At 60.1% G+C, this 24,134-nt stretch carries 22 protein-coding genes; 8 read left to right on the top strand and 14 right to left on the bottom strand.

The window, feature by feature from the left end:
• Positions 1-5: 5 nt before the first annotated feature.
• Positions 6-947 (bottom strand): alpha-E domain-containing protein, encoded by a 942-nt coding sequence (locus tag HDE79_RS16915; protein ID WP_184603584.1) that lies wholly within the window; start codon positions 945-947, stop codon positions 6-8.
• Positions 947-2,281: a circularly permuted type 2 ATP-grasp protein gene (locus tag HDE79_RS16910; protein WP_304625082.1), complete on the bottom strand. Its 1,335-nt coding sequence runs from the start codon at positions 2,279-2,281 to the stop codon at positions 947-949. The genes HDE79_RS16915 and HDE79_RS16910 overlap by 1 nt, the downstream gene beginning before the upstream one ends.
• Before the next feature lie 370 nt (positions 2,282-2,651).
• Between HDE79_RS16910 and HDE79_RS16905 the strand changes: the two genes are divergently transcribed.
• Positions 2,652-2,993 (top strand): zinc ribbon domain-containing protein YjdM, encoded by a 342-nt coding sequence (locus HDE79_RS16905; protein WP_184603579.1) that lies wholly within the window; start codon positions 2,652-2,654, stop codon positions 2,991-2,993.
• Between the two features lie 589 nt (positions 2,994-3,582).
• On the top strand, positions 3,583-4,923 hold the full coding sequence (locus tag HDE79_RS22170) for a carbohydrate-binding protein (RefSeq protein ID WP_304625080.1): 1,341 nt from the start codon (positions 3,583-3,585) through the stop codon (positions 4,921-4,923).
• A 234-nt stretch (positions 4,924-5,157) separates the two neighbouring features.
• On the opposite strand, the gene HDE79_RS16895 is transcribed toward HDE79_RS22170, so the two are convergent.
• Both HDE79_RS16895 and HDE79_RS16890 read right to left on the bottom strand, forming a co-directional pair.
• Positions 5,158-5,463 carry a UBP-type zinc finger domain-containing protein gene (locus tag HDE79_RS16895; RefSeq protein ID WP_184603578.1) on the bottom strand — a complete coding sequence of 102 codons (306 nt, stop codon included), beginning with the start codon at positions 5,461-5,463 and terminating at the stop codon, positions 5,158-5,160.
• Positions 5,460-7,169 (bottom strand): FAD-dependent oxidoreductase, encoded by a 1,710-nt coding sequence (locus HDE79_RS16890; RefSeq protein WP_184603576.1) that lies wholly within the window; start codon positions 7,167-7,169, stop codon positions 5,460-5,462. The genes HDE79_RS16895 and HDE79_RS16890 overlap by 4 nt, the downstream gene beginning before the upstream one ends.
• Before the next feature lie 233 nt (positions 7,170-7,402).
• Between HDE79_RS16890 and HDE79_RS16885 the strand changes: the two genes are divergently transcribed.
• The 4 genes from HDE79_RS16885 (at position 7,403) to HDE79_RS16870 (ending at position 11,592) form a co-directional block, all read left to right on the top strand.
• Positions 7,403-7,828, top strand: a complete 426-nt coding sequence (locus tag HDE79_RS16885) for a hypothetical protein (protein ID WP_184603574.1) — start codon at positions 7,403-7,405, stop codon at positions 7,826-7,828.
• Positions 7,825-9,315 (top strand): ATPase domain-containing protein, encoded by a 1,491-nt coding sequence (locus HDE79_RS16880; RefSeq protein WP_184603571.1) that lies wholly within the window; start codon positions 7,825-7,827, stop codon positions 9,313-9,315. Before HDE79_RS16885 ends, HDE79_RS16880 begins: the two co-directional genes overlap by 4 nt.
• A 24-nt stretch (positions 9,316-9,339) precedes the next feature.
• Positions 9,340-10,980: a diguanylate cyclase gene (locus HDE79_RS16875; RefSeq protein WP_184603569.1), complete on the top strand. Its 1,641-nt coding sequence runs from the start codon at positions 9,340-9,342 to the stop codon at positions 10,978-10,980.
• A gap of 177 nt (positions 10,981-11,157) precedes the next feature.
• A complete protein-coding gene (locus HDE79_RS16870; RefSeq protein WP_184603562.1) occupies positions 11,158-11,592 on the top strand; it encodes a hypothetical protein in 435 nt (144 codons plus the stop codon).
• Between the two features lie 12 nt (positions 11,593-11,604).
• On the opposite strand, the gene HDE79_RS16865 is transcribed toward HDE79_RS16870, so the two are convergent.
• The 5 genes from HDE79_RS16865 to HDE79_RS16845 form a co-directional block, all read right to left on the bottom strand.
• The gene (locus HDE79_RS16865; RefSeq protein WP_184603560.1) at positions 11,605-12,642 is read right to left on the bottom strand and encodes an LLM class flavin-dependent oxidoreductase; all 1,038 of its coding nucleotides are present in this window, start codon (positions 12,640-12,642) and stop codon (positions 11,605-11,607) included.
• Positions 12,639-13,571 (bottom strand): alpha-L-glutamate ligase, encoded by a 933-nt coding sequence (locus tag HDE79_RS16860; protein WP_184603558.1) that lies wholly within the window; start codon positions 13,569-13,571, stop codon positions 12,639-12,641. The genes HDE79_RS16865 and HDE79_RS16860 overlap by 4 nt, the downstream gene beginning before the upstream one ends.
• A 243-nt stretch (positions 13,572-13,814) precedes the next feature.
• Positions 13,815-15,254: a glycine betaine ABC transporter substrate-binding protein gene (locus tag HDE79_RS16855; RefSeq protein ID WP_184603683.1), complete on the bottom strand. Its 1,440-nt coding sequence runs from the start codon at positions 15,252-15,254 to the stop codon at positions 13,815-13,817.
• Between the two features lie 47 nt (positions 15,255-15,301).
• Positions 15,302-16,072, bottom strand: coding sequence for an ATP-binding cassette domain-containing protein (locus HDE79_RS16850; RefSeq protein ID WP_184603557.1), 771 nt, complete (start codon positions 16,070-16,072; stop codon positions 15,302-15,304).
• A gap of 338 nt (positions 16,073-16,410) precedes the next feature.
• Positions 16,411-17,610, bottom strand: a complete 1,200-nt coding sequence (locus tag HDE79_RS16845) for an MFS transporter (RefSeq protein WP_184603555.1) — start codon at positions 17,608-17,610, stop codon at positions 16,411-16,413.
• Positions 17,611-17,892: 282 nt separating this feature from the next.
• On the opposite strand from HDE79_RS16845, the gene HDE79_RS16840 reads away from it, so the two are divergent.
• A complete protein-coding gene (locus tag HDE79_RS16840; RefSeq protein WP_184603553.1) occupies positions 17,893-18,921 on the top strand; it encodes an aldo/keto reductase in 1,029 nt (342 codons plus the stop codon).
• Between the two features lie 246 nt (positions 18,922-19,167).
• Here the strand turns inward: HDE79_RS16840 and HDE79_RS16835 are convergent, their stop codons facing one another.
• The 5 genes from HDE79_RS16835 to HDE79_RS16815 all read right to left on the bottom strand — a co-directional run bounded on the left by HDE79_RS16835 (position 19,168) and on the right by HDE79_RS16815 (position 22,638).
• Positions 19,168-19,968: a siderophore-interacting protein gene (locus HDE79_RS16835; RefSeq protein ID WP_184603551.1), complete on the bottom strand. Its 801-nt coding sequence runs from the start codon at positions 19,966-19,968 to the stop codon at positions 19,168-19,170.
• A gap of 126 nt (positions 19,969-20,094) precedes the next feature.
• Positions 20,095-20,604, bottom strand: coding sequence for a transcriptional repressor (locus tag HDE79_RS16830; RefSeq protein ID WP_184603549.1), 510 nt, complete (start codon positions 20,602-20,604; stop codon positions 20,095-20,097).
• Positions 20,597-21,283, bottom strand: a complete 687-nt coding sequence (locus HDE79_RS16825) for a PadR family transcriptional regulator (protein WP_184603547.1) — start codon at positions 21,281-21,283, stop codon at positions 20,597-20,599. The genes HDE79_RS16830 and HDE79_RS16825 overlap by 8 nt, the downstream gene beginning before the upstream one ends.
• Before the next feature lie 93 nt (positions 21,284-21,376).
• The gene (locus HDE79_RS16820; RefSeq protein ID WP_184603545.1) at positions 21,377-21,829 is read right to left on the bottom strand and encodes a cupin domain-containing protein; all 453 of its coding nucleotides are present in this window, start codon (positions 21,827-21,829) and stop codon (positions 21,377-21,379) included.
• Positions 21,830-21,954: 125 nt separating this feature from the next.
• Positions 21,955-22,638 carry a methyltransferase domain-containing protein gene (locus HDE79_RS16815; protein ID WP_184603543.1) on the bottom strand — a complete coding sequence of 228 codons (684 nt, stop codon included), beginning with the start codon at positions 22,636-22,638 and terminating at the stop codon, positions 21,955-21,957.
• A 111-nt stretch (positions 22,639-22,749) separates the two neighbouring features.
• Here HDE79_RS16815 and HDE79_RS16810 point away from each other — a divergent pair, with 111 nt between their 5' ends.
• Positions 22,750-24,114, top strand: a complete 1,365-nt coding sequence (locus tag HDE79_RS16810; RefSeq protein ID WP_184603541.1) for a DUF2252 family protein — start codon at positions 22,750-22,752, stop codon at positions 24,112-24,114.
• Positions 24,115-24,134: the final 20 nt, after the last annotated feature.

Below are 24,134 nucleotides of genomic sequence, written 5' to 3'. Positions count from 1 at the left end.
CCTGATCAAAACAGGTGTCCCTCGGAGATTTGCGAACCCAGCGCTTCGGTGCGCACGATCAGGTCGGTCAGGTATTCGTGCAGGCCGTTGTTGATGACGTCGTCGATCTGGCCGTAGCGCAGATTCGTGTAGATCGCATGCGCCTGTCGCTTGGCTTCCGCCGCGCGCTGCGGATCCTGGTCTTCGATCAGGTCCAGATGCTGGGTGATCTGGTTGTAGCAGAACGCCAGCGAGCGCGGAAACTCGCCGCGCATGATCAGCAGTTCGGCCACATGTGCGGGTTCCACCGGCCCCTTGAACATCACGCGATACGCGCGGCGTGCACCGACCACGCGCAGAATCGCCAGCCACTGGTAGTAATCGATGACACCGCCAACGTCGCTGACCGATGGCAGCCGCACGTGATATTTGACGTCGAGCAGACGCGCGGTATTGTCGGCACGTTCCAGATACTGGCCCACCCGCACGAAGTGAAAACCGTCCCGGCGCAGCATCGCGTTCGAGCACACGCCGTGGAACAGGCCGACGCGTGATTTCACCCATTCGAGAAATTCGGAGAGCAAATCCTCGGTCATCGGCGTATTGCGATACGTGGAAAGCTCCTGCCAGGTGGTGTTCACCGCTTCCCACATGTCGGCGGTCAACGCTGTGCGCACGGCGCGCGCATTGCGACGCGCGACCTCGATGCAGTTGACGATGGATGAGGGGTTGTCCGCATCGAAGGCGAGGAACTGGATGACCGACGGTTCGTCTGCTTCCGTGTGGCGGGCGTAGTAACTGTCGCTGCCGCCAGCCGCAACAATTGCCGATTCCCACTCGCTGTTGCGGTCGCTGTCGACGCGAACGGCATTCATCTGACCCGTCACCTGAAGCAGTCGCGCCACGTAATCGGCGCGCTCCATGTAGCGCGATAGCCAGAACAGGTTTTCTGCAGTACGTGCCAGCATCAGTTTTCCAGTATCCAGGTGTCTTTGGTGCCACCGCCCTGCGATGAATTGACGACCAGCGAGCCTTCTTTCAGCGCTACGCGCGTGAGGCCGCCCGGTACGACGCGGATGCGATCGGCACCGCAAAGCACGAACGGTCGAAGGTCGACATGGCGTGGTGCGATGCCGGAGTCGACGAAGGTCGGCACGGTGGACAGGGCCAGCGTCGGCTGCGCGATGTAATCCTGCGGACGCGTTTTCAGCAGCACGCGAAAATCTTCAAGTTCGGTGCGACTGGCGTGTGGTCCCACCAGCATGCCGTAGCCGCCGGAGCCATGCACCGCTTTCACTACCAGTTCGTTGAGATGGTCCAGTACGTAGCGCAGTTCGTCGGGCTTGCTGCAGTCATGGGTTGGCACGTTGCGCAGCAGCGGCTCTTCGCCGAGATAGAAACGGATCATTTCCGGTACGTGGATGTAAACCGCCTTGTCATCCGCAATCCCGGCGCCGATGGCATTCGTCAGCGTGAGGTTGCCCGCGCGATTGGCAAAGTGCAGCCCCGGCACGCCGAGCATCGACCCGGGCTTGAACACCAGCGGATCCAGATAGTCGTCATCGATACGGCGATAGATTACGTCGACACGCGACAGGCCGGCGGTGGTGCGCTGGTAGCAGACGTCTTTGTCCACCACCAGATCGGCACCTTCGACCAGATCGATGCCCATTTCGTCGGCCAGAAACGCGTGCTCGTAGTAGGCGCTGTTGTGGATGCCAGGGGTTAGCAGCACCACGGTCGGTTCACCGGGACAGTTTGGCGGCGCCAGCGAACGCAGCGTGGCAAGCAGTTCGTCGGGATAGTGCGCGACCGGTGCGACGCGATTGCGACGGAACAGGTCCGGAAACAGCCGCTGCATCACCTCGCGGTTCTCGACCATGTAGGACACGCCGGATGGCGTGCGGCAGTTGTCTTCCAGCACGTAGTAGTCGTCGGGTCCGGTACGCACCATATCGATGCCGGCAATGTGCGAATACATCTGGCCGGGCAGATCGAGGCCGGCCATCTCCGGGCGAAACTCGCTGTTATGCAGAATCAGCTTCTCGGGAATGCGGCCGGCACGAACGATTTCGCGGTCGTGATAGACGTCGTGGATAAAAGCATTCAGCGCCTTCGCGCGTTGTTCCAGGCCCTGACGCAAGCGCACCCATTCGGCCTGCGCCATGACGCGGGGGATAAAGTCGAACGGGATCAGGCGCTCGGGATCGCCGCCTTCGGTATACACCGCAAAGGTAATGCCGATACGCCGGAACAGCACTTCTGCCTCGCGACGCTTCAGCGACAGCTGTTCGGCGGGCATCGATTTCAACCAGGCATCGATCAAGGCATAGGGTGCGCGAACGTTGTCCGGCCATCCCATCTCGTCAAACACAGGTGTTGCGTCGGCCATTAAAACTCCTGGTCAGGACGTCTACAGCAGCGAACAGATATTGGTTGTGGGTAGACATTACCGCGGGTGACCGACCGGTGTCGAAGTGTTTCGTCAACACCGCCAGCAGGCCATGCACATTCCGTCAAAAGCTGGGCAACGATGACAGAATGGAGGTGCCATTCCGGTGTAGCGATGGATGCGTGTTCGTTGCTATCGGGGTATCCCGATCAGGGTCGGGTTCATTGAGTCGGGCATCTATATACTCCGCAGTTCTTCAACGATCCCGATGGACAAAGGCATGTCTGACTTTCCTGCTTGCCCGCAGTGCGCGATGGAAAATACCTATCCGGACGGGGACAGCGTCGTATGTGCAGAGTGCGTCCACGAATGGCCCATCGCCGCAAGTGTGGCAACCGATATCGACACGCTGGTGAGGGACGTCAATGGCAATGTGCTTGCCGCCGGTGACACCGTCGTCGTGATCAAGGACCTGAAGGTCAGGGGCTCGTCGATCCCGTTGAAGCAGGGCGCGGTGATCAAGAACATTCGTTTGGTCGAAGGCGACGACGAACATATCGAAGGCAGTTCGGACAAGATCAAGGGGCTGGTGCTGAAAGTCTGCTTTTTGAAGAAAGCCTGATTAGAAGAAAGCCTGATTAGAAGAAGGCCTGACGCAGCGCAAGGGTGTCGTCCGCTCTCCACTCAGTACACATAGATAACGTTGTCATTTCACGCCCTCATTCGTGATGGTCGCCGAATAAGGTTTAGCGTCATGACGCGGCAGGCGAAGATTTCTTGTGGGGATGCGACATGGTTTTGCTCAATTAGATCCACCTCCTAATTTTTGCACTCACTTTCGGGCACGCCTGGAAAGCGCTTCGATCTGCCGAGGCGCGATCAACACTGCTGCAGTGCGATATCAAGCCAGTCAAACAGCAGAGCCACTTTCGCTTTGAGATGCTGCATAAGCAGCAAAACAGAAGCGAGCTATTGCCCATCCCGAGGCTGCATCAGCGCCCTACGGCGTTTCACGCGCACCGTCACAGTTGGGATTTTTTCCAATAGACAACGTTGTCATTAAGGTCTATCACGGGACATATCTCACGCATAACAAGCGGTAGCGTGCAGGGACGCGATGAGGCACATCCCCACATGGCTGATCGGATTGCGGCTGTGAACTGCCTTGGTAACTCACTCGTATTGATGCAAGTCCATCTGGAGAGGATTCCATGTCAGTCAAACCACCATCACCCTTTGTAAAACGGCCCGCCCTGCGCTTGCGTCTGGCACTTGGCGCTTTCGGTAGCGTCGCAGCGACAGGTTTGTCCATGGCGTTGCTGGCCGCAGTACCCGTGCAGACGCTGCAGGCGCAGACTGCGCCTAGTTGCGCGGCGGCCTGGAGCGCGTCGCAGGTTTACACCGCCGGCAATACTGCCAGCGAAAACGGCATCAACTATCTGGCGAACTGGTGGACGCAGGGCAATGACCCGGCGACCAACAATGGTGGGGCGGGCTCCGGCCAACCCTGGACATCTCAAGGTTCCTGCGGTGCGGCTCCTGCACCGGCGCCCGCGCCAGCTCCCGCACCGGCCCCCGCTCCTGCACCAGCCCCTGCGCCAGGCAGTCTGCTGTTCAGTCCGTACAAGGACGTCACCATCAATCTCAACTGGAACACCAACGTGATGCAAACGGCGGTGACCGGCACAGCGATTCCGGTGGTTGGCAGCGGTAGTCTTGTCTCGACCGTCGAACCCAATCTCGGCGCAATCACGCTGGCTTTTGCAACGGGCGAATGCGGCAGCGAGAACTGGGGCGGTATTCCCGCGGCCAGCTTTGCCAGCGCAAACATTCAGGCGCTTTCCAATGCGGGCGTGAACTACGTGGTCTCCACCGGCGGTCAGGCGGGTGTTTTCACCTGCTCGACGCCATCGGGCATGGCCCAATTCCTTTCGACCTACAACTCATCGCATCTGGTCGGCATGGATTTCGATATCGAAGGAGGCCAGACCCAGGCGGAGATCACCAGTCTGGTGACCGAGGCCGCGTATGCGCACACGCTGTATCCGAATCTGCGCATCTCCTTCACGCTGGCCACATTGGGAGCATCGGATGGCAGTTACGGCGGGCTCAACTCGCTGGGCGATATGGTGGTCAAGTCGATCAAGAGTGCCAACCTCAGCAGTTACACGATCAACCTGATGGTGATGGATTTTGGTGGGGCCAGTTCCAGCGTCTGCGTGGTATCCAACGGCGCGTGCAACATGGGGCAGTCCGCGATCCAGGCAGCGGAAAATCTGGAGCATACCTACGGCATTCCGGCCAGCCAGATCGAGCTGACGCCGATGATCGGCATGAACGATGTCTCCAGCGAAGTGTTCTCTCTCACCGATGTCGATACGCTCACCAATTACGCAGTGAGCAATGGCCTGGTGGGCATCCATTTCTGGTCGCTGGATCGCGATACACCTTGTTCAAGCAATACCGGTTCGGCGTCGGCAACGTGCAACTCGGTCAGCGGCAGTACGTCGTTGCAATACACCAACCGTTTCCTGCAAGACTTGGGGCGGTAAGAAGAAGTGCGGTGCGGCGAATCGATCGGCAAGGTTTGATTCGCTGGAAATAGATGGAGTGAAACTCAGGTCCGATGGCGAGAGATGACAACTCTTACCATCGGACCTTTTGTTTTCATGCGGAGGTTCACGTCGATACGATCAAGCAGAGTCGCCTCACGAGGGATCGAGCTGCTGACAGCAAGTTGATTGTCTAGGTGATCATTTAGACATCCAAACAAGCCTGCCAAGGCATCAGACATATCGCGGTATCGGCCCCACTTGTGGCGTCTGGTCGGGTAGGTCGACCAGAGTGTCATCGACAAAGCACCAGCCCCAGCCTTCGGGGGGATCGTAGCCTTCGATGATCGGATGCTTGGTGGCATGGTAGTGGGCGGTACCATGGCGTCCCGGCGACTGGTCGCAACAGCCGACGTGACCGCAGGTCCGGCACAGCCGCAGATGGACCCAGTGCGAGCCGGATTTGAGGCATTCCTCACAGCCAAGCGTGCGTGGCGTTACGTCGGCAATATCGGCGAGGTGCTTGCAGTAATCACTCATGCGGCAGGTTCCGGTAGTCGGGCAGGGGATGCAGCAAGTACCTGATGGAGGGCGGCAACGACTTGGGCGCCTTCACCTACTGCTGCGGCTACGCGCTTGGTCGAGCCAGCACGTACGTCGCCAATGGCGAATACACCGGGCACACTGGTTTCCAGCGCCAGCGGTGCGCGGGCAGCCGCCGACCATATCGGCCCGCTGGCGGTCTGGCCGGTGCAGATAAAGCCATTGGCATCCACGTCGACGTTGCAGCTCTCCAGCCATGCCGCGTTGGGATCGGCGCCAACGAACAGAAACAGGTGACGTAGCGGCCCGGTCCACTCGGCACCGGTATCGCGATGACGGAACGTGGCGCCAGTCAGTCCACTGGTCACGTCGCCCTGCAGCGCCGTGACTTCGGTACGCGTATGCAAGGTGACATTGGGCAGCGCGGCGATACGTTCGATCAGGTAACGCGACATCGATGCGTCGAGTGAATCACCGCGTACGACCAGGTGCAGATGTTTGACCCGCGGCGCCATGAAGGCGACCGCCTGTCCCGCCGAGTTGCCGCCGCCGACCAGGGCAATCTCCTCGCCCTCGCACAGCTTGGCTTCCACCGGTGAGGCCCAATACGACACGCCAGCGCCTTCGAACAGGCTCAGGTTCTCGATATCGATGCGTCGATAGCGCGCACCGGACGCAACCACGACGCTGCGCGCCTGCATACCGATGCCATTCTCAAGCCGCAGGGTAAAAAGGTCGCCTGGTTGGCGCTCATCGCCGCCGCATTCCAGCGCAGTGACATTGACCGGAATGGCAATCTCGGCGCCGAACTTCTGCGCTTGGGTAAATGCGCGTGCGGCCAATGCGTGGCCGGAGATGCCAGTGGGAAAGCCAAGGTAATTCTCGATGCGCGCCGATGCGCCGGCCTGCCCACCGAACGAGCGCGTATCCAGCACCAGCACCGACAAGCCTTCGGACGCGGCATACACTGCCGTCGCCAAGCCGGCAGGGCCAGCGCCGACCACGGCCACGTCGAAGATCCGATCCGGATCGAGCTCCGGCGTCATGCCGAGGCACGCGGCAAGGTCGACGTTGGTCGGATGCTTCAGTAGCGAACCGTTGGGGCACAGCACGATCGGCAACTCATCGTCATGTACGCCAAACCGTTCGACGAGGGCTTGACCATCGCCACCGTCAGCGACGTCGAGCAGCGAATACGGATGGCCGTTACGGGTGAGAAACCCCTGCAGTCGCACCAGCGTGGGCTCACCCGGCCGACCAGCTAGCAAGGTGCCGGCACCTTCCGCAATCAGCGCGGTACGGCGCAAAAGAAAAGCCCGCATGATGATCTCGCCGATCTCGGCCGAGCCGATGATCAGCGCACGTAGATGCGCTGTATCGAAACGCAACGCTTCGCAGCCGGAGGTTCCGGCACGCGCTTCGGCCAGCGCCGAGCGTCCACCGAGCTGGCTCACTTCGCCGGTGATGCCGCCAATCGGCAGCACGGCGATTAGCTGATCCTCACCCATTGCATGCCCGCGAGTGACCGTCACTTCGCCCGAGGTGACGATAAATACCGATGCGTGCCGTTCGCCCAGGGCATACAGTGTTTCGCCCGGCTCGAATCGTCGCGGCGGTGCCGTCGCAAAATGCTGCGCTACTGCTATCTGCACCGCACAGAGTGTGGGGAACAGCTGATCACGTCGCGTCTCGGCCAAACTCATCGATTGCTCGCAGGGTCGCGTGACTTTGCAGTGTCACCCCGTCGGGTACAGGCTGGCAAGCAAAGGCACCGTCCAACGCCGTGTTGATTACCTGTTCCATGCACCGGCCTGGTCGCGTTGATCTGGACTTTCTCCCGATATACGACCTCAAGCGATTAAACGCCTTACGGACACACATTAGCGCGTATTATGGGTTTTCCAAATGCGCACGATGCGTGTTCTCCGGACCACAGATGCCGACCGACGCACACGGTATCCAAGGCTTGCTTGCCAGACGAGTGGGGGAAGGTGCGGCCCCGACGACCATTGCCGCCGCTGCCGTTTCGATATGGCATGACATTGATGTCGCGCTAGCCCCGATTATTGGCCAGCCTGGCGTTGCGGCACTGTACAAGCGCAGCCTGTACCTGACGCTTGCCGATCATTCCTGTCTTGTCACTGCGTATGAAGGTTCATTACGCCCCGGCGAGTTTGCGGGCCTCGATATCGCGCTATCGCAGCAGACACCAGCAGAGGCGTCTGCCGCCATTATCGCTTTGCTCAACACTTTCCATGATCTTCTTACTCATCTGATCGGTGGGTCGCTGCTCGAGCGGCTGCTGCGTTCGGTAAGGGATAAACCATTCAGCGGCGATGCCGTAAAGGACACCTCGCCATGACCAGGGTCAAAGCCATCATCCATCGCCTCGCCACGGGAGTACCCGGACTGGACGAGGTGTTCGGCGGCGGTCTGCCGGAGTTTTCCTTCAACCTCATCGCCGGTCCGCCGGGCTCGGGCAAGACAACGCTGGCCCATCAGATCATGTTTGCGCTGGCCACGCCGCAGCGTCCTGCGCTGTATTTCACGGTACTCGGCGAGCCGCCGCTGAAAATGTTCCGCTACCAGCAGCAGTTCGAGTTCTTCGACACGGAAAAGGTCAATCAGTCCGTTCACTTCATCAACCTGGCCGAAGAAACCGCCACCGGCGATTTGTCCAAGGTGCTGGCGCGGATGGTTGCCGAGGTCGAAACGCACAGTCCCTCGCTGGTGTTTGTCGACTCGTTCCGTTCGGTCATTCTCGCCGGCGAAGGCGAGAGCAATCCTTTCATCAGCTTGCAGCAGTTCATTCAGCAGCTCGGCATGCAGATGACGACATGGCAGGCCACCACGTTCCTGCTCGGTGAATATTTCAGTGATGACGATCCCAGCCCGGTATTCACTGTCGCCGATGGCTTGATTTGGCTACGTCAAAGCGTGCAGAGCAATTCGATGGTGCGCAAGATGGAGATCATGAAGATGCGCGGGCAGCCGTCCCTGCCGGGGCTGCACACCTTTCGCATCAGCGACAACGGGATCCATGTATTTGCGCCGACATCGCCGGTCTCGCTTACGGATTGGCAACCCGCGCCTGCCTCCGATGTTCGGGTGCAGATGGGTGTGCCGGGTCTTGACGCGATGATGGGCGGTGGTTTGCCGCGCGGCTATTCGCTGCTCGTTGCCGGCCCGTCGGGTTCGGGCAAGAGCATCCTGGCAGCAGCTTTTCTGGCCGAGGGTGCGCGCTTGGGGGAAACGAGCGTGATCGCCGCGTTCGAGCAGCGTCCCCAGCAGTCTCGTGGTCGCGTGCTGGCCGAGCTGATCGAGAGCGACCGTGTCGGCGTGGTCGATACTCGCTCGCTCGCGTTGTCGGTGGATGAGATCGCAATACTGCTGATCGCAGAGATTCGCCGGCTCAAGGCAACCCGCGTGGTGATCGATTCGTTGTCTGGATTCGAATTGGCGCTGGCGCCTACTTTTCGCGAAGACTTTCGCGAGTCGTTGTCGCGTTTGGTGTCGGCGCTCACCGATATCGGCGTCACCGTGCTGATGACCTCCGAGTTGGAGGATCGTTACAGCGAACTGCGCTTCAGTCCCTATGGCACGGCGTTTCTTACCGACGCCATTATCGTGCAGCGATATATCGAAGTGGACAGTCGGCTTCAACGCATGATGGCGGTGGTGAAGGTGCGCGGCAGCGCGCATTCGAACGCGCTGCATCTGTTCCATATCGACGACGACGGCATCAAGATCGACGAGATGCTTGTCGGCTACGAAGGGCTGCTGGGCGGCAGACCAACCCGCAGCCACCGCCTGTTGAACGGACCGACCTCTGGCGCCGACGATGGATGAGTACAGCACCATGCCGTCGACGCCGTGAACGACCGGATCGATCCGCTCACTGAGGCCGAAGCGACGCAGACGCTTGCGTTGCTCAACGGGCAGGCCGATGACCTGCGGGCGGATCTGGTCAGGTTGCGACAGGAGCTGGCCGCCGTGCAGCTCGACGTCAGCGGTAATCGCGTAGCCCAGCTGCAGGAGGCCAACCAGATGCTGGTGCTTGCCGCACTGAGCGCGGAAGGCATTGCCAAAACGGCCATCGCCAATCTGAGCGAGCTGACCTATTCCAGTCAGCGCGATACGCTGACCCACACCGCCAACCGTGGGCTGATGTTGGATCGCCTGACGGTCGCCATTGCCTCGGCAAATCAGCGCGAGGCACACCTCGCCATACTCTTTCTCGATCTCGACCATTTTCGCTACATCAACAACACGCTGGGTCACGCCGGTGGCGATGTGGTACTGCAGCTGGTAGCCAGCCGGTTGAAATCGGTACTGCAGGATGGTGATACCGTCAGCCGTCACGGCGGCGATGAATTTCTGGTCCTGCTCACTCATGTTTCCGATGCGTCCGATGCCGCACGCATCGCTGCTCTGCTGCTTGCTGCCGTCGCCTTGCCCAGTTCCATCGGCATGGTGAGAGTGCAACTTTCCGCCAGCCTCGGCATTGCGATGTATCCGGAAGATGGCCTTGACATGGCCACTCTGATCGATCGGGCTGATCTTGCCATGTACCGTTCCAAAGGCCTCGGGCCCGGTGGATTCCAGTTCCACGGTGAAGTGCCATTAGGTGAGCCAGGTCCGCGCTCGGCAGGGATTCACCTGCTGCCGTTGGTCCGTCACGAGTCATTGCCAGTCGCGGAAGAAGGTCGCTTCGCCGATTTGCGCGATGCGAACGAGCAGCTGGTGATGGCCGCGCTGACTGCGCAGGAGCTGGAGGCACATGCCCGCGAGGCGCACCGCCAGCAGATCAAATTCATGGCGATGGTGGCGCACGAGCTGCGTAATCCTTTGACACCGATACGCGTGGCCGCCAGCCTGATGATCGATCGTGATACCAACGACGAGCTATCGCTGGCGCGGTTGCAGGTGATCATCGACGGTCAGGTGACACATATGTCCCGGCTTATCGGTGATCTGCTGGAAGGCTCGCGCATCAGCACCGGCAAGCTGCGGCTTGAACGCGGCAGCGTGGAGATGATCGGCGTGCTGCGCATGGCCATCGAGGCTTGTCGACCGGCGATGGAGGCAAGAGAGCAGCATATGACGAACGAGCTGCCGTCCGCGCCGATCGGTTTTCATGGCGATCCGGTACGGCTGGCGCAGATATTCAGCAATCTGCTCGACAACGCATCCAAGTACACGCCGCAGGGCGGTGAGATTTCGCTGGCGCTGATCCTGCGCGATCAGTCGATGGAGATTATCGTGTCGGACAACGGCATCGGCATCTCGGCCGAGGCATTGCCGCACATTTTTGACTTGTTCGTGCAGGACGAACGCGCGCTGGATTATTCCAGCGGTGGGCTTGGTATTGGGTTGGCTGTGGTTCGCGAACTCGTCGAGGCGCATCAGGGTAGCGTGACCGGTCGCAGCGCCGGACGTAACCTCGGTAGCGAATTTATCGTGACGTTGCCGATGGATTGTCGACTACAGATTGAATCAGACCTCATGACATGACGAGTCGAGGTCGGTCTTTCACTTCGCTGTACGGATTCTCGTAAATGGCGACTGCATCACAGACTTTCTGGCGCATTACATTTCAGACATATTTACATTTCAAATACTTTCAAATAACAAAACTACACCTATGTTCGCTATCGAAAGAGCGTATGTCGCGTTTTCTTCAGAGCACAGATGCAGCCAAGACAAGATGATGCACACGGTATTGGAGCCATGCTCTCAAGGCGGCTCGGCGCCAACGCAGATATTACCCAACTTGCGGCTTTTGCAGTCTCGATATGGCATGAAGTGGACGCAGTGCTATCGCCCATCTTTGATGAAACCGGTGTTGTCGCGCTCTACAAAAAGAGCCTTGACCTCACCATAGACCACCATCCTTGTCTCGCGACGGCCCATGAGCAAGCACACAGCACCGGCAAGTTTGCCGGCTTGGGAGCCGCATTATCGAAGCAAACGGCCGAGTACGCCTCGGCAGTGATTGTCTACCTGTTGAATACCTTCCACGATCTGCTCACCCATTTGATCGGGGGCTCGATGTTCGAGCGACTGCTGCGATCCATATGGGACAAGCCGTCCGGCTATGATGCCTTGCAAGACGGCTCATCGTGATCGTTGCCGAATTTATCCGTGAGCAATAGCCGTTGGCGCAATTATTTGCGCCGCGAAGCGCTCCATCTCCTCCAGCTGCGGACTCATTTGCAGCAATAGCAGGTCGAGGCCTGCCGCAGAAAATGCTTCGATGCGTGCGCGCACCTGCTCCGGCGTGCCGACCAGCCCCGGCCGCAGGCCGCGATTGGAGACGGAGTATTCCTTGATCTTCATTTCGCGCTCCAGCTGCGTGCCGGAAAGCCACTGGTCGAAGTTGGCAAAGCCGGCGGCCTCGGGATCCAGCGTGGTGATCCGCTCGACTTCGGCCAGCGCCTCTTTCTCGGTATCGCGCACGATGGCGTAAGCGGCCATGCCGTAGATCATCGGCGGCAGGCCTTCACGCTCGCGGCGGGCTCGCATGTCGGCAATCTTCTCGGCGATGAATTCCGGCTCGTCGCCGTGCATCACGTAGGCATCGCAGCGTTTGGCGATCAGCGTCTTGGCCGCTTCGGATTCACCACCGGCGTAAATGGTCGGGCGGGGTGAGGAGAGTGGTTTCGGTTCGCAGATTGCGTCCTTCAGCTGGTAGCGCTCGCCAGTGAAATTGAAAGGCGTCTGTGTCCACAGGCCATCGACGACCTGCAGCCACTCGTTGGTGCGGCCGTAGCGATCGTCGTGCTGGTCGAACTGCAGGCCATATTGCGTGGCCTCGTCAGCCCACCATGAGGACACCACGTTGAGCGCGAGGCGGCCGCCGGAGATGCGGTCGATATTCGCCGCCTGCTTGGCAAACAGCGCGGGTTGATGAAAATTCGGGCGTACAGCGACCATGATCTCCAGCTTTTTCGTCACCGCGGCCAGTGCTGCGGCGCTGGACCATGCGTCGAGTGCCGGTTCGGTCACGCCCTTGATATCGTTGAGGTTGAGCTCGGCGATCAAGGTAAGGTCGTAGCCGATCTGTTCGGCGCGGATGCACAGCTTGCTGAGATAGTCCCAGCTCGCTTCCATGTTCTCGTTGCGAATATTGCGCAGCCAGCCGCCGAATACCGGTGCCCAGAAACCGTACTTCATGCCGCTTTCTCCTGCGTGGATGCGATGACGTTTTCCAGGTAGTCGACCAGCTTTTCGTGCGGGTCCCAGCCCAGCACGTTGAGCGGATCGGCCACGAAATTGGACAGGCCGTTGATGTCGTAGAAGCGACGTGCGCCGTCGCGTTCGTCGATCATGAATTCGATGCCGCCGATATCCAGTCCCGACGCACGGGCGATGGCTTCGGCTGCGCGGATTGCCTCGGTGTCAGGCTTGAACTCCTGCACGGTGACGGTGGGCTTGTCGATCAGGCATACATCGGCGGGGCACAGATCGAACGTGCCGCCATCGGTGTTGAGCGAGATGGCATAGAGGAACTTGCCGTCCAGCGTTTCCATCCGGACCATGTGCTTGTCCTTCGCGGGCACGTACTCCTGCACCAGCAGCACGCTGTCGATGCCCTTGGGCGTGCTGCCATCGGCGATGGCCTGCTTCAGCTCATCAACACTGTCGTAGCGCGAGACGCCTGCGCCCGAACCACCGATATTCACCTTGACGATCACCGGAAAACGCAGGCCTTCGGTTGCCGCCACGATATCGGCCTGTCGATGCACCACACGTGTCGCCGGAATAGCCAGCCCCAGCGACTGGATCACCGAGAGCTGGCGCGCCTTGTTCGCATCGATCGTCAGCGCCTTGCTGCCATTGATGACGTGGGCGCCGTTCAACTCCCAGTGCGCGTAGAGCGCTTGCGCGTAGAAGATCGGGTGTTCGTCCTGGCGCAGGAACGAACTCATCGCCAGGCGGCTGAACACTACCGGTGCGGGTGCATGTTTTTCGACGAGATCGAAGCGATGGTTTTCGAACCGAAAGGCCTTGTAGTCGATACCACGACGATCGAGCGTGGCGAAAAGCGGCTTGAACCACTCGGGATGCTCGTACACGATTGCCAGTGCTGGCTGTTTGGACATGAAGAGTGATTTCTTGGCTGGATAGACTTGCATGGTCGACATGACTCGAGCGGATTGTCAACACACAGACGTTTGGACGTTTGTACGGCCATATTTGATCGGTTATGTGTTTCGTCAGGCAAAACCACGGTGATGGCTAGTCGTGAAACCTTTCGCTATGGCATAGGCCACGGTTACATCGCTTTGATCGGCACACCGCACCCGCTGCTGCTGATTAACCGGCTGCATCAATGCACGATCAGCTCACTGCCGGGCCTCAAGCCGAAGTCCGCGCGGCGTCAGCCAGCGCTCGATGCCTTCGAACAGGCCTTGTGCCAGCAGCGCCAGCAGCGCCGCAGGAATGGCGCCTTCGAGGATCAGGTTGATGTTATCCAGCCTGATGCCGGTGAGGATGGGTTGGCCGTAGCCACCGGCGCCGATCAAGGCTGCCAGCGTGGCAGTGCCGACGTTGATCACCGCAGCGGTCTTGATGCCGGCAAGGATCGAGCGCGTCGCCAGCGGCAGCTCCACCCGGCGCAACCGCACGCCGCGCGGCAGGCCAAGCGCGGCGGCCGACTCGCGCAGCTCCGGTGCAATGCCGACCAGCCCGGCATGCGTGTTGCGTACGATGGGCAGCAGGCTGTACAGAAATAGTGCGGCGATGGCCGGCCACGTGCCGATGCCAAAAATCGGAATCATGAAGACGAACATCGCCAGCGACGGTACGGTCTGCAGAATGCCAGTCAGCCCGATCACCAGTTGGCCCAGCCGCTTCAATCGGGCTGCCAAAATACCCAGTGGAATCGCCAAAAGCACGGCCATGCCCAGCGACAGAACTACCAGCTTGATGTGATCGATGCTGGTCTGGAGCAGGCGCGACCACAGTCCGGCATCAGCGCTTGTGTCTGCGCGGATGCCGAGAAAGGCTGCGACCACCACGTCCTCTTTCGCGCCCTGCAACTTCACTTTTGCATTCATCTGCCGCATGGTGTTTTCGTCGATGCGGCCTGCCAGTTTCTGCAACGCGGTGACGAATGTCGGCGCACTCTGCAGCAGCGCCAATCGGTACAGATACACCGCCTCGTAGCGCGGAAAGTAATGACGGTCGTCGTCCAGCGTGCGCAGGTGGTAGTAGGGGATTTCCGCATCGGTGCTGTAAAGATCGATCGCATCGACTCCGTTGCTGGCCACCGCGCGATACGCCAGCGCGTGATCCAGCCCGCGAACCTGCGTTTGCGGCAGGCCGTAGCGCTGTCGGATGCCGGGCCAGCCGTCCGTGCGATCGATGAACTCGTTGGAAAAGCCGAAGCGCAAGTCAGGGTGTGCGGCCAGGTCGGACAGCTTGCTGATATGCAGCTGCGCAGCCTTGTCGGTCAACATGCCGATGGCATAGGTATTGTTGAAGCCCAGTGAATCGGTGATGCCGATGCCGAGTGGTTTCAATCGTTCGCGCAGGGTCGGGATGTCGGCATCGGGTGCCACGTTTTTCAGCAGTTCGTGGGTGATCGTGCCGGTGTATTCGGAATAGACGTCGATATCGCCTTGCTGCAGCGCCTTCCAGAGAATGCTGGTGCCACCCAGTTCGCGCTGGTGCACGGCATTGACGCCTGCCTGGCCGGCGATGGCTTTCGCCAGTTCACCGAGGATCACCGATTCGGTGAAGACCTTGGAGCCGATACGTACGGGCGAAGCCTGGGCCAGCATGGGCACAAGCAGTGCGCCGATGCTGAAGATCCAGCGCGTCGCGCGGTTCACGCCGGCACCCTGGGCAACCGTCGTTGCGCCTCGACAAAGCGGGTGACGAACGGATCGACGGGACGCTCGCGCAAATCCTGCAGGCTGCCGTCCTGCACTACTGCGCCGCTGCGCATCAGTACCAGCCGCTCGGCGAACCAGGCGGCCTCGGCCAGATCATGCGTCACGATGATCACCGTCTTGCCGAGCTGCTCGAAGATGCGTTTCAACTCGTCCTGCAGCTCGTGCCGCACGATCGGATCGAGCGCGCCCAATGGTTCGTCCAGCAACAGCGCATCGGGGTCGGCCATCAGGGCGCGCATCAGGGCCACGCGCTGGCGCTGACCGCCGGAAAGCTCAGCGGGATAGCGTCTGAGCACGTCGAGCGGCAGGTGGGTCAGTGCGGCGAGTTCTTCCGCACGCTGGCGAATTTTTTCGGCGCTCCAGCCAAGGTGGCGCGGCAGCAGTGCCAGGTTGCCCTGCGCGGTGAGATGCGGAAACAGCCCACCTTCCTGGATCACATAGCCGACTCGCCGTCGTAGCTCGAGCACGTGCGCTGAACCGAGCACGCGACCGTCGACCTTGATGTTGCCCGCGTCGGGATAGTCCAGTCCCAACAGCAGCCGCAGCACCGTGGACTTGCCCGAGCCGCTACTACCGATCAATGCAGTGGTGCTGCCGGCAGTAAAGTCCAGATTGATGTTGTCTAGCGCTTGTACGTTGCCGTAGCGCTTGCTGGCGTGTTCCAGTGTGAAGCCGATACGCAGCGAGGCTTCAGCGCCTGCCATGATCACGCTCGTTGGCTAATTCGGTGGCGACTGTAAAAGCTATGCATCGAATCATGAGGCTGCCGGCGTGGATTTGACGTATGTGAATTTGAAGCGTGCAACGAAATCCGCCGCCGGCTCCAGACGTCCCAGATAATAGCCCCGGCCGTCATCGCAGCCCATATCGGCCAGCAGATCCTGCGCGGCCTATCTTCCACACCCTCGGCGGCCAGGGTCTGATCCATGTCGTGGACATGTTGACGATGGCACGAACCCACATCGTCGTCTGCGCATCAGCCCCTATAGCGGCAACCGGCGGCTGGTCAATCTTCACAGTTGGGTAGCGCGAAATCTTCGCCTTACGCCACGGCGACAGAACGTTCGGTTCGGGTCTTCAGCACCAGCGTCAACGCCACTGCCATCACGGCAGCCATTGCGGCGAATCCATAGACGCTATTGAAGCCCATGCCGGCTGCGATCCAGCCACCGAGTGGCCCGACGGTGACCATCGCCACATCGAGAAACACCGAGAACACGCCGATCGCTGCGCCGCGGCTGTTTTCCGGCACGCGGTTGACTGCTTCCACGCCGAGTGCGGGAAATATCAGCGAAAAACCCAGCCCCGCTACTGCGGCGCCGGCCGCGGCGATCAACATGTCGCCGGCCAGCCACAGCGTGGCCAGCCCGACGGCCTCGACCGCAAACGACACGATCGCCACGCGATAGCCGCCAACGCGCACGATCATCTTGCCGAACACGAAGCGTGTGCCGACGAACATGATCCCGAAGACGCTCAGTGTCAGCGCTGCATCAGCCCAGCCGTGTGCGGCATAGAACAGCGTGATGAAGGTGGCGATGCAACCAAAACCGATCGAGCCCAGCGCCAGGCCGATGCCATACGGCACCACTCGCGCGGCCACGTTGCGGATGGAGGAGCGCTCGCCAACCGCGATCGCCGTGGCCCGCTTGCGCCGCGCCAGCGGAAACGCAACCAGCATCATCGCCAGCGATACTGCGCCGATCGCGGCGAAACCGTAGCTGTGCGCGATCACTACGCCGAGGGGCGCGCCGGCGGCAATGGCGCCGTAGGTAGCAACGCCATTCCATGAAATCACCCGCGCCGTATGTTGATGACCAACCTGGCCCATACCCCAGGCGATGGCGCCGGTACCCGTACAGCTTTCGGCGCAGCCGAGCGCCAGCCGCGCGATCAGGATCAGGCCCAGGCTCAGGGCAGGTATCGCCACAGCAAGCGCGCCCAGCAGCAGCAGCAGCCCGCTTATGCCGCACATCAGTAGTCCGGTCAATACAGTGCGCTTGGGCCCCAGCGTATCGGCCATATGCCCGGCACGGGCGCGGCTGACGAGGGTTGCCACGTATTGCGTGCTGATCGACAAGCCGGCCACGACCGCGCCGAAACCGAGGTTGGTATGTACGAAGCCCGGAAGCACCGCCAGCGAAAGGCCAATCGTGAGATAGGTGGCAAACGTGAAGGCGACCGTGCTGAGGATCGGCCCGATCACGCTGAATCGGCGTGGTTCGACGGCCGCGAGGGACATATCTGCGGTGGCTTGAGAGGCGTCAGGCATGAGGCTAAGGGAATAAAGGGATAGGCCTGTGGGGATCAGGCGACAACAAGTGTACGCCTCGATGGCGCAATGCAACATGAAAGAAAAGTCATCCTTCAACCTGGCCCTTGTTTCCTACCGGCGTTGAACTCATGGTCATAAGAGCGCACCAACAAGACCGGCACCGGGATCGATGAAACAGGTCACCCGAGCGTTGCAAGCGTTGGTATGTGCTTCTATTTCCCACCATTTCCCGATTCAAAAGGACCCACCATGGATTACAGACAACTCGGCCGCTCCGGCTTCCGTGTGCCCGCACTCAGCTTCGGCACCGGTACTTTCGGCGGCAAAGGTGAATTTTTTCAGGCCTGGGGCAGCACCCAGGTCGATGAGGCCAAGCGGCTGGTCGATATCTGCCTGGAGGCGGGCGTCACAATGTTCGACAGCGCCGATATCTATTCCGGTGGCGCTTCGGAAGAAGTACTCGGCGCCGCGCTGAAAGGGCGTCGCCACGAGGCGCTGATTTCGACCAAGGCCACGTTTCGTTCCGGCGAAGGTCCCAACGACGTCGGCTCATCGCGCTTCCATCTGATCGAGGCGGTCGATGCCGCGCTGCGCCGGTTGCAGACCGACCATATCGACCTGTTCCAACTGCACGGTTTCGATGCGATGACGCCAGTGGAGGAAACCCTCTCTGCACTGGACGATCTGATCCGCGCGGGCAAGATTCGCTATATCGGCTGCTCCAACTTCTCGGGCTGGCATCTGATGAAAGCACTGGCGACCGCCGATCGTTACAACTTGCCGCGCTATATCGCGCATCAGGCCTATTACTCGCTGATCGGCCGCGACTACGAGTGGGAACTGATGCCACTGGGCCTGGATCAAGGCGTGGGCGCCGTGGTTTGGAGTCCGCTGGGCTGGGGGCGCCTGACCGGCAAGATCCGCCGCGGCGAGCCGTTGCCGGCCAATAGCCGCCTGCACAAGACCAGCGAAGCCGGCCCGCCGGTGGATGATGAATACCTCTACACCGTGGTGGATGCGCTTGAGGCCGTCGCCGAGGAGACGGGCAAGACGGTGCCGCAGATTGCGCTGAACTGGCTGTTGCAGCGCCCGACGGTGGCTACTGTGGTGATCGGCGCGCGCGACGAAACGCAGCTACGAGCCAATCTTGGAGCCGTCGGCTGGAACCTTTCCGCGGAGCAGGTGGCCAAGCTCGACGCTGCCAGCAAACCGGTCAAGGCTTACCCGTACTGGCATCAGGCACAGTTCGGTGAGCGCAATCCGTCGCCGGTTGGTTAGGACGGCTAGACGGCTATCACGTCAGGAGGTGCTTGCTCGGTCTGCGCCTCCTGACATTGCTGCCAAAGCTTTGATGACGAGCTACGTTGAGTGGGCTCTTGCGTTGTCACTCGTGACGATTAGATAAATCGCAGTCATTGGATATTCCTGAATAGATGGCGGCAAGCGTCAGATAACGATGGTTGGACGTACTGTAGCCAAGCTTCAGAACACGATGTCGATGCGATGAAGTGCGAACTCATCGCATCAGCCATCGTCGTCGCTATCGTCCTCACCCGCTTTCCAGTAGCCCTTGGCTTTCAACCAGTCTTTGGGCACGTTGCGCTCCAGACTGAGCCACTGCCGCATGCTGCGGGCGCGACGCGATTCGGTGGCAATCCAGTAAAAGGTGTCGCCGGCCGGAATGCGCAGCGCGCGCAATGCGTGTTCCAGTAATTCGCTGCGATCGGCCGACGTGCCGCGGCGTTCCAGCCAGGTGAGGGTGACCTGCGCAGGCGACGGCAATGGCTGACGATCCTCGGCATCGGGAATTTCAACCAGTACGTCGACCGTTGTTGTTTCGGGCATTTCCGCGAGCCATCGGCCGATAGCAGGCAGCGCGGTCTCATCGCCGATCAGCACGTAGTGATCGAAATCGTTGGCGATCACTACCGAGCCGCGTGGGCCGCCCATGCCGATTTGCTGGCCCGGCTCGGACCGCGCAGCCCAAAGCGAGGCAGGGCCGTCACCGTGCAGCACGAAATCGATCGTCAGTTCGTTGCGTGACGTATCGTAATGGCGAGGTGTGTAATCGCGCATCGGTGAGTAGTCGCGGCCTGGTGGATATTCCGGGCCGTTACTGCCCATTACAGGCGTCACGATGTCGCCGCTCGTATTGGGGAAAAACAGCTTTACATGATCGTCCGGCGCAGCGCTGATAAAGCCTTGAAGTTCATCACCGCTGAAAACAACGCGCTGCATATGCGGTGTCAATTGCTCGACGCGCAGTACCTGCAGCGTGCGAAATTTCAGAGGGTGGCGCAAGGTTTGATGGGTATGAGCAGTCATCGGCAGAATCTCCGTGAAGGGGAAAGGTTGCCGGCTAGAGGCTTTGCATCATCCGGAATATCTGGATGAGCAAGCGGTGGCAATGGCGAAGTGGGTGATGTTGCGAAAGGCTTGGTGCGACGTATGTTAGGCGAGTCGATAGCCGAGGTGTTCCGCGATTGCTCGCAACACATCGAATGTGGCGGTGGTGGAGGGAAGGTTCGTTTCGATGCGTGCGGCGGAAGCAGGCGGTACGGGTTGGGTGAGACGCGCTTCGGCAAGGCCGATATTTTCCAGGTCGCGCAGAAAATTTTGCAGCTGCCGCCGCATCACGCGGAGATTGTCCGGGTTTTGATGCTGAGGCATTGCATTTGTCTGCTGCGAGTCGGCCAGTTGCCAGCGCAGACGCGCATGCGGTTGCGCGTGGGCATAAGCCAGACCGCATTGCTCCAGTTCGCGCAACAGCCGATAGACCGTGCCCATGCTGGTGGCGGCGTGATGTTCACGCGCAGCCTGCAGTAGCGTTACGGCATCACGCGGCGCATCGAGCGTCGACATCGCGGTGAGAATCGCCCGACGCGGTGCCGTCATCAGCAGGCCGTGCGACTGGCAGCGTACTTCCCACGCAGCGAGTGCTTCGCTGCCCGTTTCAGTCACGGCGTTCACCGGTAGCAATGTCGCTGGCAGCGCGGTCCAGTATCTCGGCGATGCGTTGGCCTTCGGCCTTGCTCCAGTCATTGCCGCGCATCAGCAAGGCGTGCTTGAGTGCATGCATGGCCTTGCGTACGGCCATCGGTGCGGCCATCTTGGCAGCCATCCGGGCGCTGTGTTCGGTACGTGCTGTGACGGCATCCACCGCCTCGCGGTTTTCGTCGAGGTAGGCGCGGCCAGCGGTGGTGATCGCGTAGAGCTTGCGACCGCCCTGTTCGTTGGTGACCTCGGCATAGCCGAGTTCTTCCAGCATGGTCAGGGTGGGGTAGATCGCACCGGGGCTGGGCGAATACTGTCCGTGGAACATGTCCTCGATGATGCGGATCAGTTCGTAGCCGTGACGCGGCTGCTGCTCGATCAGGGCTAACAGCAGCAGCTTGAGATCGCCGTGACCGAACATGCGACTGCCACCGCGCCGGCCGCCGCCACGCATCTCGTTGAAGTCCGCAAAGAAGTCACTGCCGCCGCGACCGCCGAAGCCGCCGCGACCGGCGTGGCGCTCGTGCCGGTTGCCCTCATCCTGGGAGCCCTCATTCCAGCCGGCCTCGAAACCGGAAGCGCGATGCGAGTGATCGTGGTGGTGGCGGGAATGCAAGGCATTGAAAAACATATGGCGCATAGACATGGGAAGTTCCGATATATCGTTAGAGTGCATCTAAGATATATCGCAAGTGTATCTAAAGCAATACGCAACAGCTTCGATAAGCAATGATTCCGTTCAGCGAGGGTAGGGCTGACCGTTCTTGTGTGTGTAGTCGTCTCCGTCGGCATGCAGGTCAATATCCGGGTAGTTGCAGACATCGTTTGCCGAGCGGGTGCCGATATCCAGGTAGATCGCCCTCTCATGGCTGCGGTTGATCATGTGATGGCCGTCGGGCGTGTTCTTCGGAAAGGCCGCGCAATCACCTGCGCGTAGCAGCTGTTCGCCGACATTGGTGATCAAGGTCAGTTCGCCGGATATCACGTAGACGAATTCGTCTTCCTCACTGTGCCAATGGCGCTGGCTTGACCACGCACCGGGCGGTAGCTGCGTCAGGTTGACGCCGAAATCTTTCAACCCGCCGGCAACGCCAAGCGCCTGCTTGATGCGCCCGGCGGCACGTTCCGCAAACGGTGCGGGATAGTTCGAGCCCTCGCGCCCGGAGATATTACGCAGGTCGAGTTTGGGCATGAGTCAAAACCTCGATATCGATGATAGGAAAAGGTTTCGCGGTACCGCACGTCATGAAATCAGGCGACGCGAGATAAGACGATGCGCCGGAGTGACGATACGCCTGTCACCAGTGTGACCGCCTTTTAGCAGGCGACGCCGGCGATAAACAGAATCGACGCAGGCTTGCCGGTATTTGGATGCAGCGGCTCGCGTACTTCTCTCAGGTCTAGCCCACTCTGTTCAAAAAGACGTATCCACGTTTCCACGGTGCGGAAATACCACGGAGCTGGCCTGACGAAGTCGTCACTAAAGCCAGCCCAGGAGCCGGGTCGCCAGCCATCCGTATAGGGCTGATCACCGCAGGCGATCAATGGATGCAGCGTCTGTACGATGAATGCGCCGCCAGGGCGCAGCATTGATTTTGCCGACGCGATTATTCCGTCCACCGATTCCTTGCCGATCAGCGAAAAATTGCAGACAACGGCGTCAGTCACTACACCGAGTTTCCCCGCCGCGACGTCTTCATAAGAGGCCACACGAAAATCACCGCCGCCCGCCGATTGCGCTTGTTCAATCAGCTCAGGTACCACATCAATTCCAATCACCCGAATGCCTCTGAATGACAGGGCACGGGCAAGCCAGCCCTCGCCGCAGCCCAGATCGAGTACCGATTGCGGCGACTGCGAAAGCACCGCGTCGAGTATCGCGTCATCAGTGATCAGGCGGCGGCTCTCGATATCACCGCTGCGCACCGCCGTTGTCCACGGCGTGGCATTGGCATGCCATGCATTGATGATTTCCGCGTCGCTTAAAAGATCACTGATCATGATGTTCTTTAGCTGCAAGGCAGGTGGGTGATGACACTGATGGTTCCATACCGTCGCAGGCGTGTCATCAACACCTGCTGCAATGGCCGTTTAACCACAAAGGCAATCGACATGGCACGCAACTTGAAACGCTTGATCGGCGCATTGGCGATCAGCATGATTGTTTGCACGGGCGTACAGGCGGCCACGTCGCGGCCCAGTTTTGTCGTGAGCGACATCTACAACTACAACCATCCCTATGCAGCAACAGACAGCGGTGACCTCGCGACCAAGATGCAGCTGATGAGCACCAGCGCGTTCTACTTCTATCGCGGTACGGCGGACATTTTTTATCGCGATACGACCACGCTGCCCGCGTCGAGCTATACCTCCAATGCCACGGCTTTCACCTGGATCGGCGGCGATGCGCATCTTTCAAACTTCGGTGCCCAGCGCGATAGCGCGGGTACCGCAGCGTTTACCACGGATGATTTCGACGAAGGCTATCTGGGTCAGTACGTGTGGGATTTGCGTCGCGCGGCGGTGAGCATGGTACTGGCGGGTCGCGAGAACGGCCTGTCCGACAGCCAGATCACTAACGGCATCAATACTTTCGTGGCAGCTTACGTCATCCAGATCAACAGCTTCGCCAAGGGCAACGGCGAGGCCTCGTTCCAGCTGACCTCAGGCAATACCAGCAGCGTAGTCAAGGACACGATCTCCGATGCCAACGATGGCTCGCGCTCGGATCTGCTGTCCAAATACACCGGCACCAAAAACGGCGTGCGCACCTTTCAGAATGCCTCGAACCTGGTGGCAGTGAGCAGCGCGAACTACACAGCTATTAGCAATGCCGTGGACAACTATATCCAGACCATTTCTTCGTCGAAGCGCTACACAGCCAGCTATTACGCCATCAAGGACATCCATCAAAAACTGGGCTCGGGTACGGGCAGCCTTGGTCGGCTACGTTATTACGTATTGATCGAAGGTCCGTCGACCTCGACCTCCGACGACGTGATTCTGGAACTGAAGCAGGAGGCCTCGAGCAACGTGGCGCTTGCCGCACCGGGCCAGCTGCCGCCGGCCGAATACGGTTCCAACGAAGGCGAACGCGTCGCGCTGACCAACAAGGCGCAGCTGCTCAATACCGATGTGCTGGTCGGTTACGCCACCATCAACGGCGCACCTTACTACGTGCACGAAAAGTCGCCATACGAAGAGGACTTCGACTACACCCAGCTCAGCAGCAGCTCCAAGTTCAGCACCGCGATGACGTATGTGGGTCAGGCATTGGCCAGCGCGCATGCTCTGGCCGATCAGGATTACAACCCGGCCATCGTCCCGTACGATATCGATGCGCAGATCAGCGCCGTGGCCAACAGCAGCGGTCTGCAGACCGAAATTTCAAGCTTTGCTTTCAGCTATGCCGATCAGGTGAACCTGGACTGGCAGGCGTTCGTATCGGCATATAACGCAGGTACGCCGCTGTACTGATTTCGTGGCGATGGGAAGCA

Origin of the sequence: Rhodanobacter sp. MP1X3, from assembly GCF_014207165.1 — a bacterium.
GTDB lineage: Bacteria > Pseudomonadota > Gammaproteobacteria > Xanthomonadales > Rhodanobacteraceae > Rhodanobacter.
Note: the sequence above shows the minus strand (reverse complement) of the source record. Positions and strands in the feature narration are given on the sequence as shown.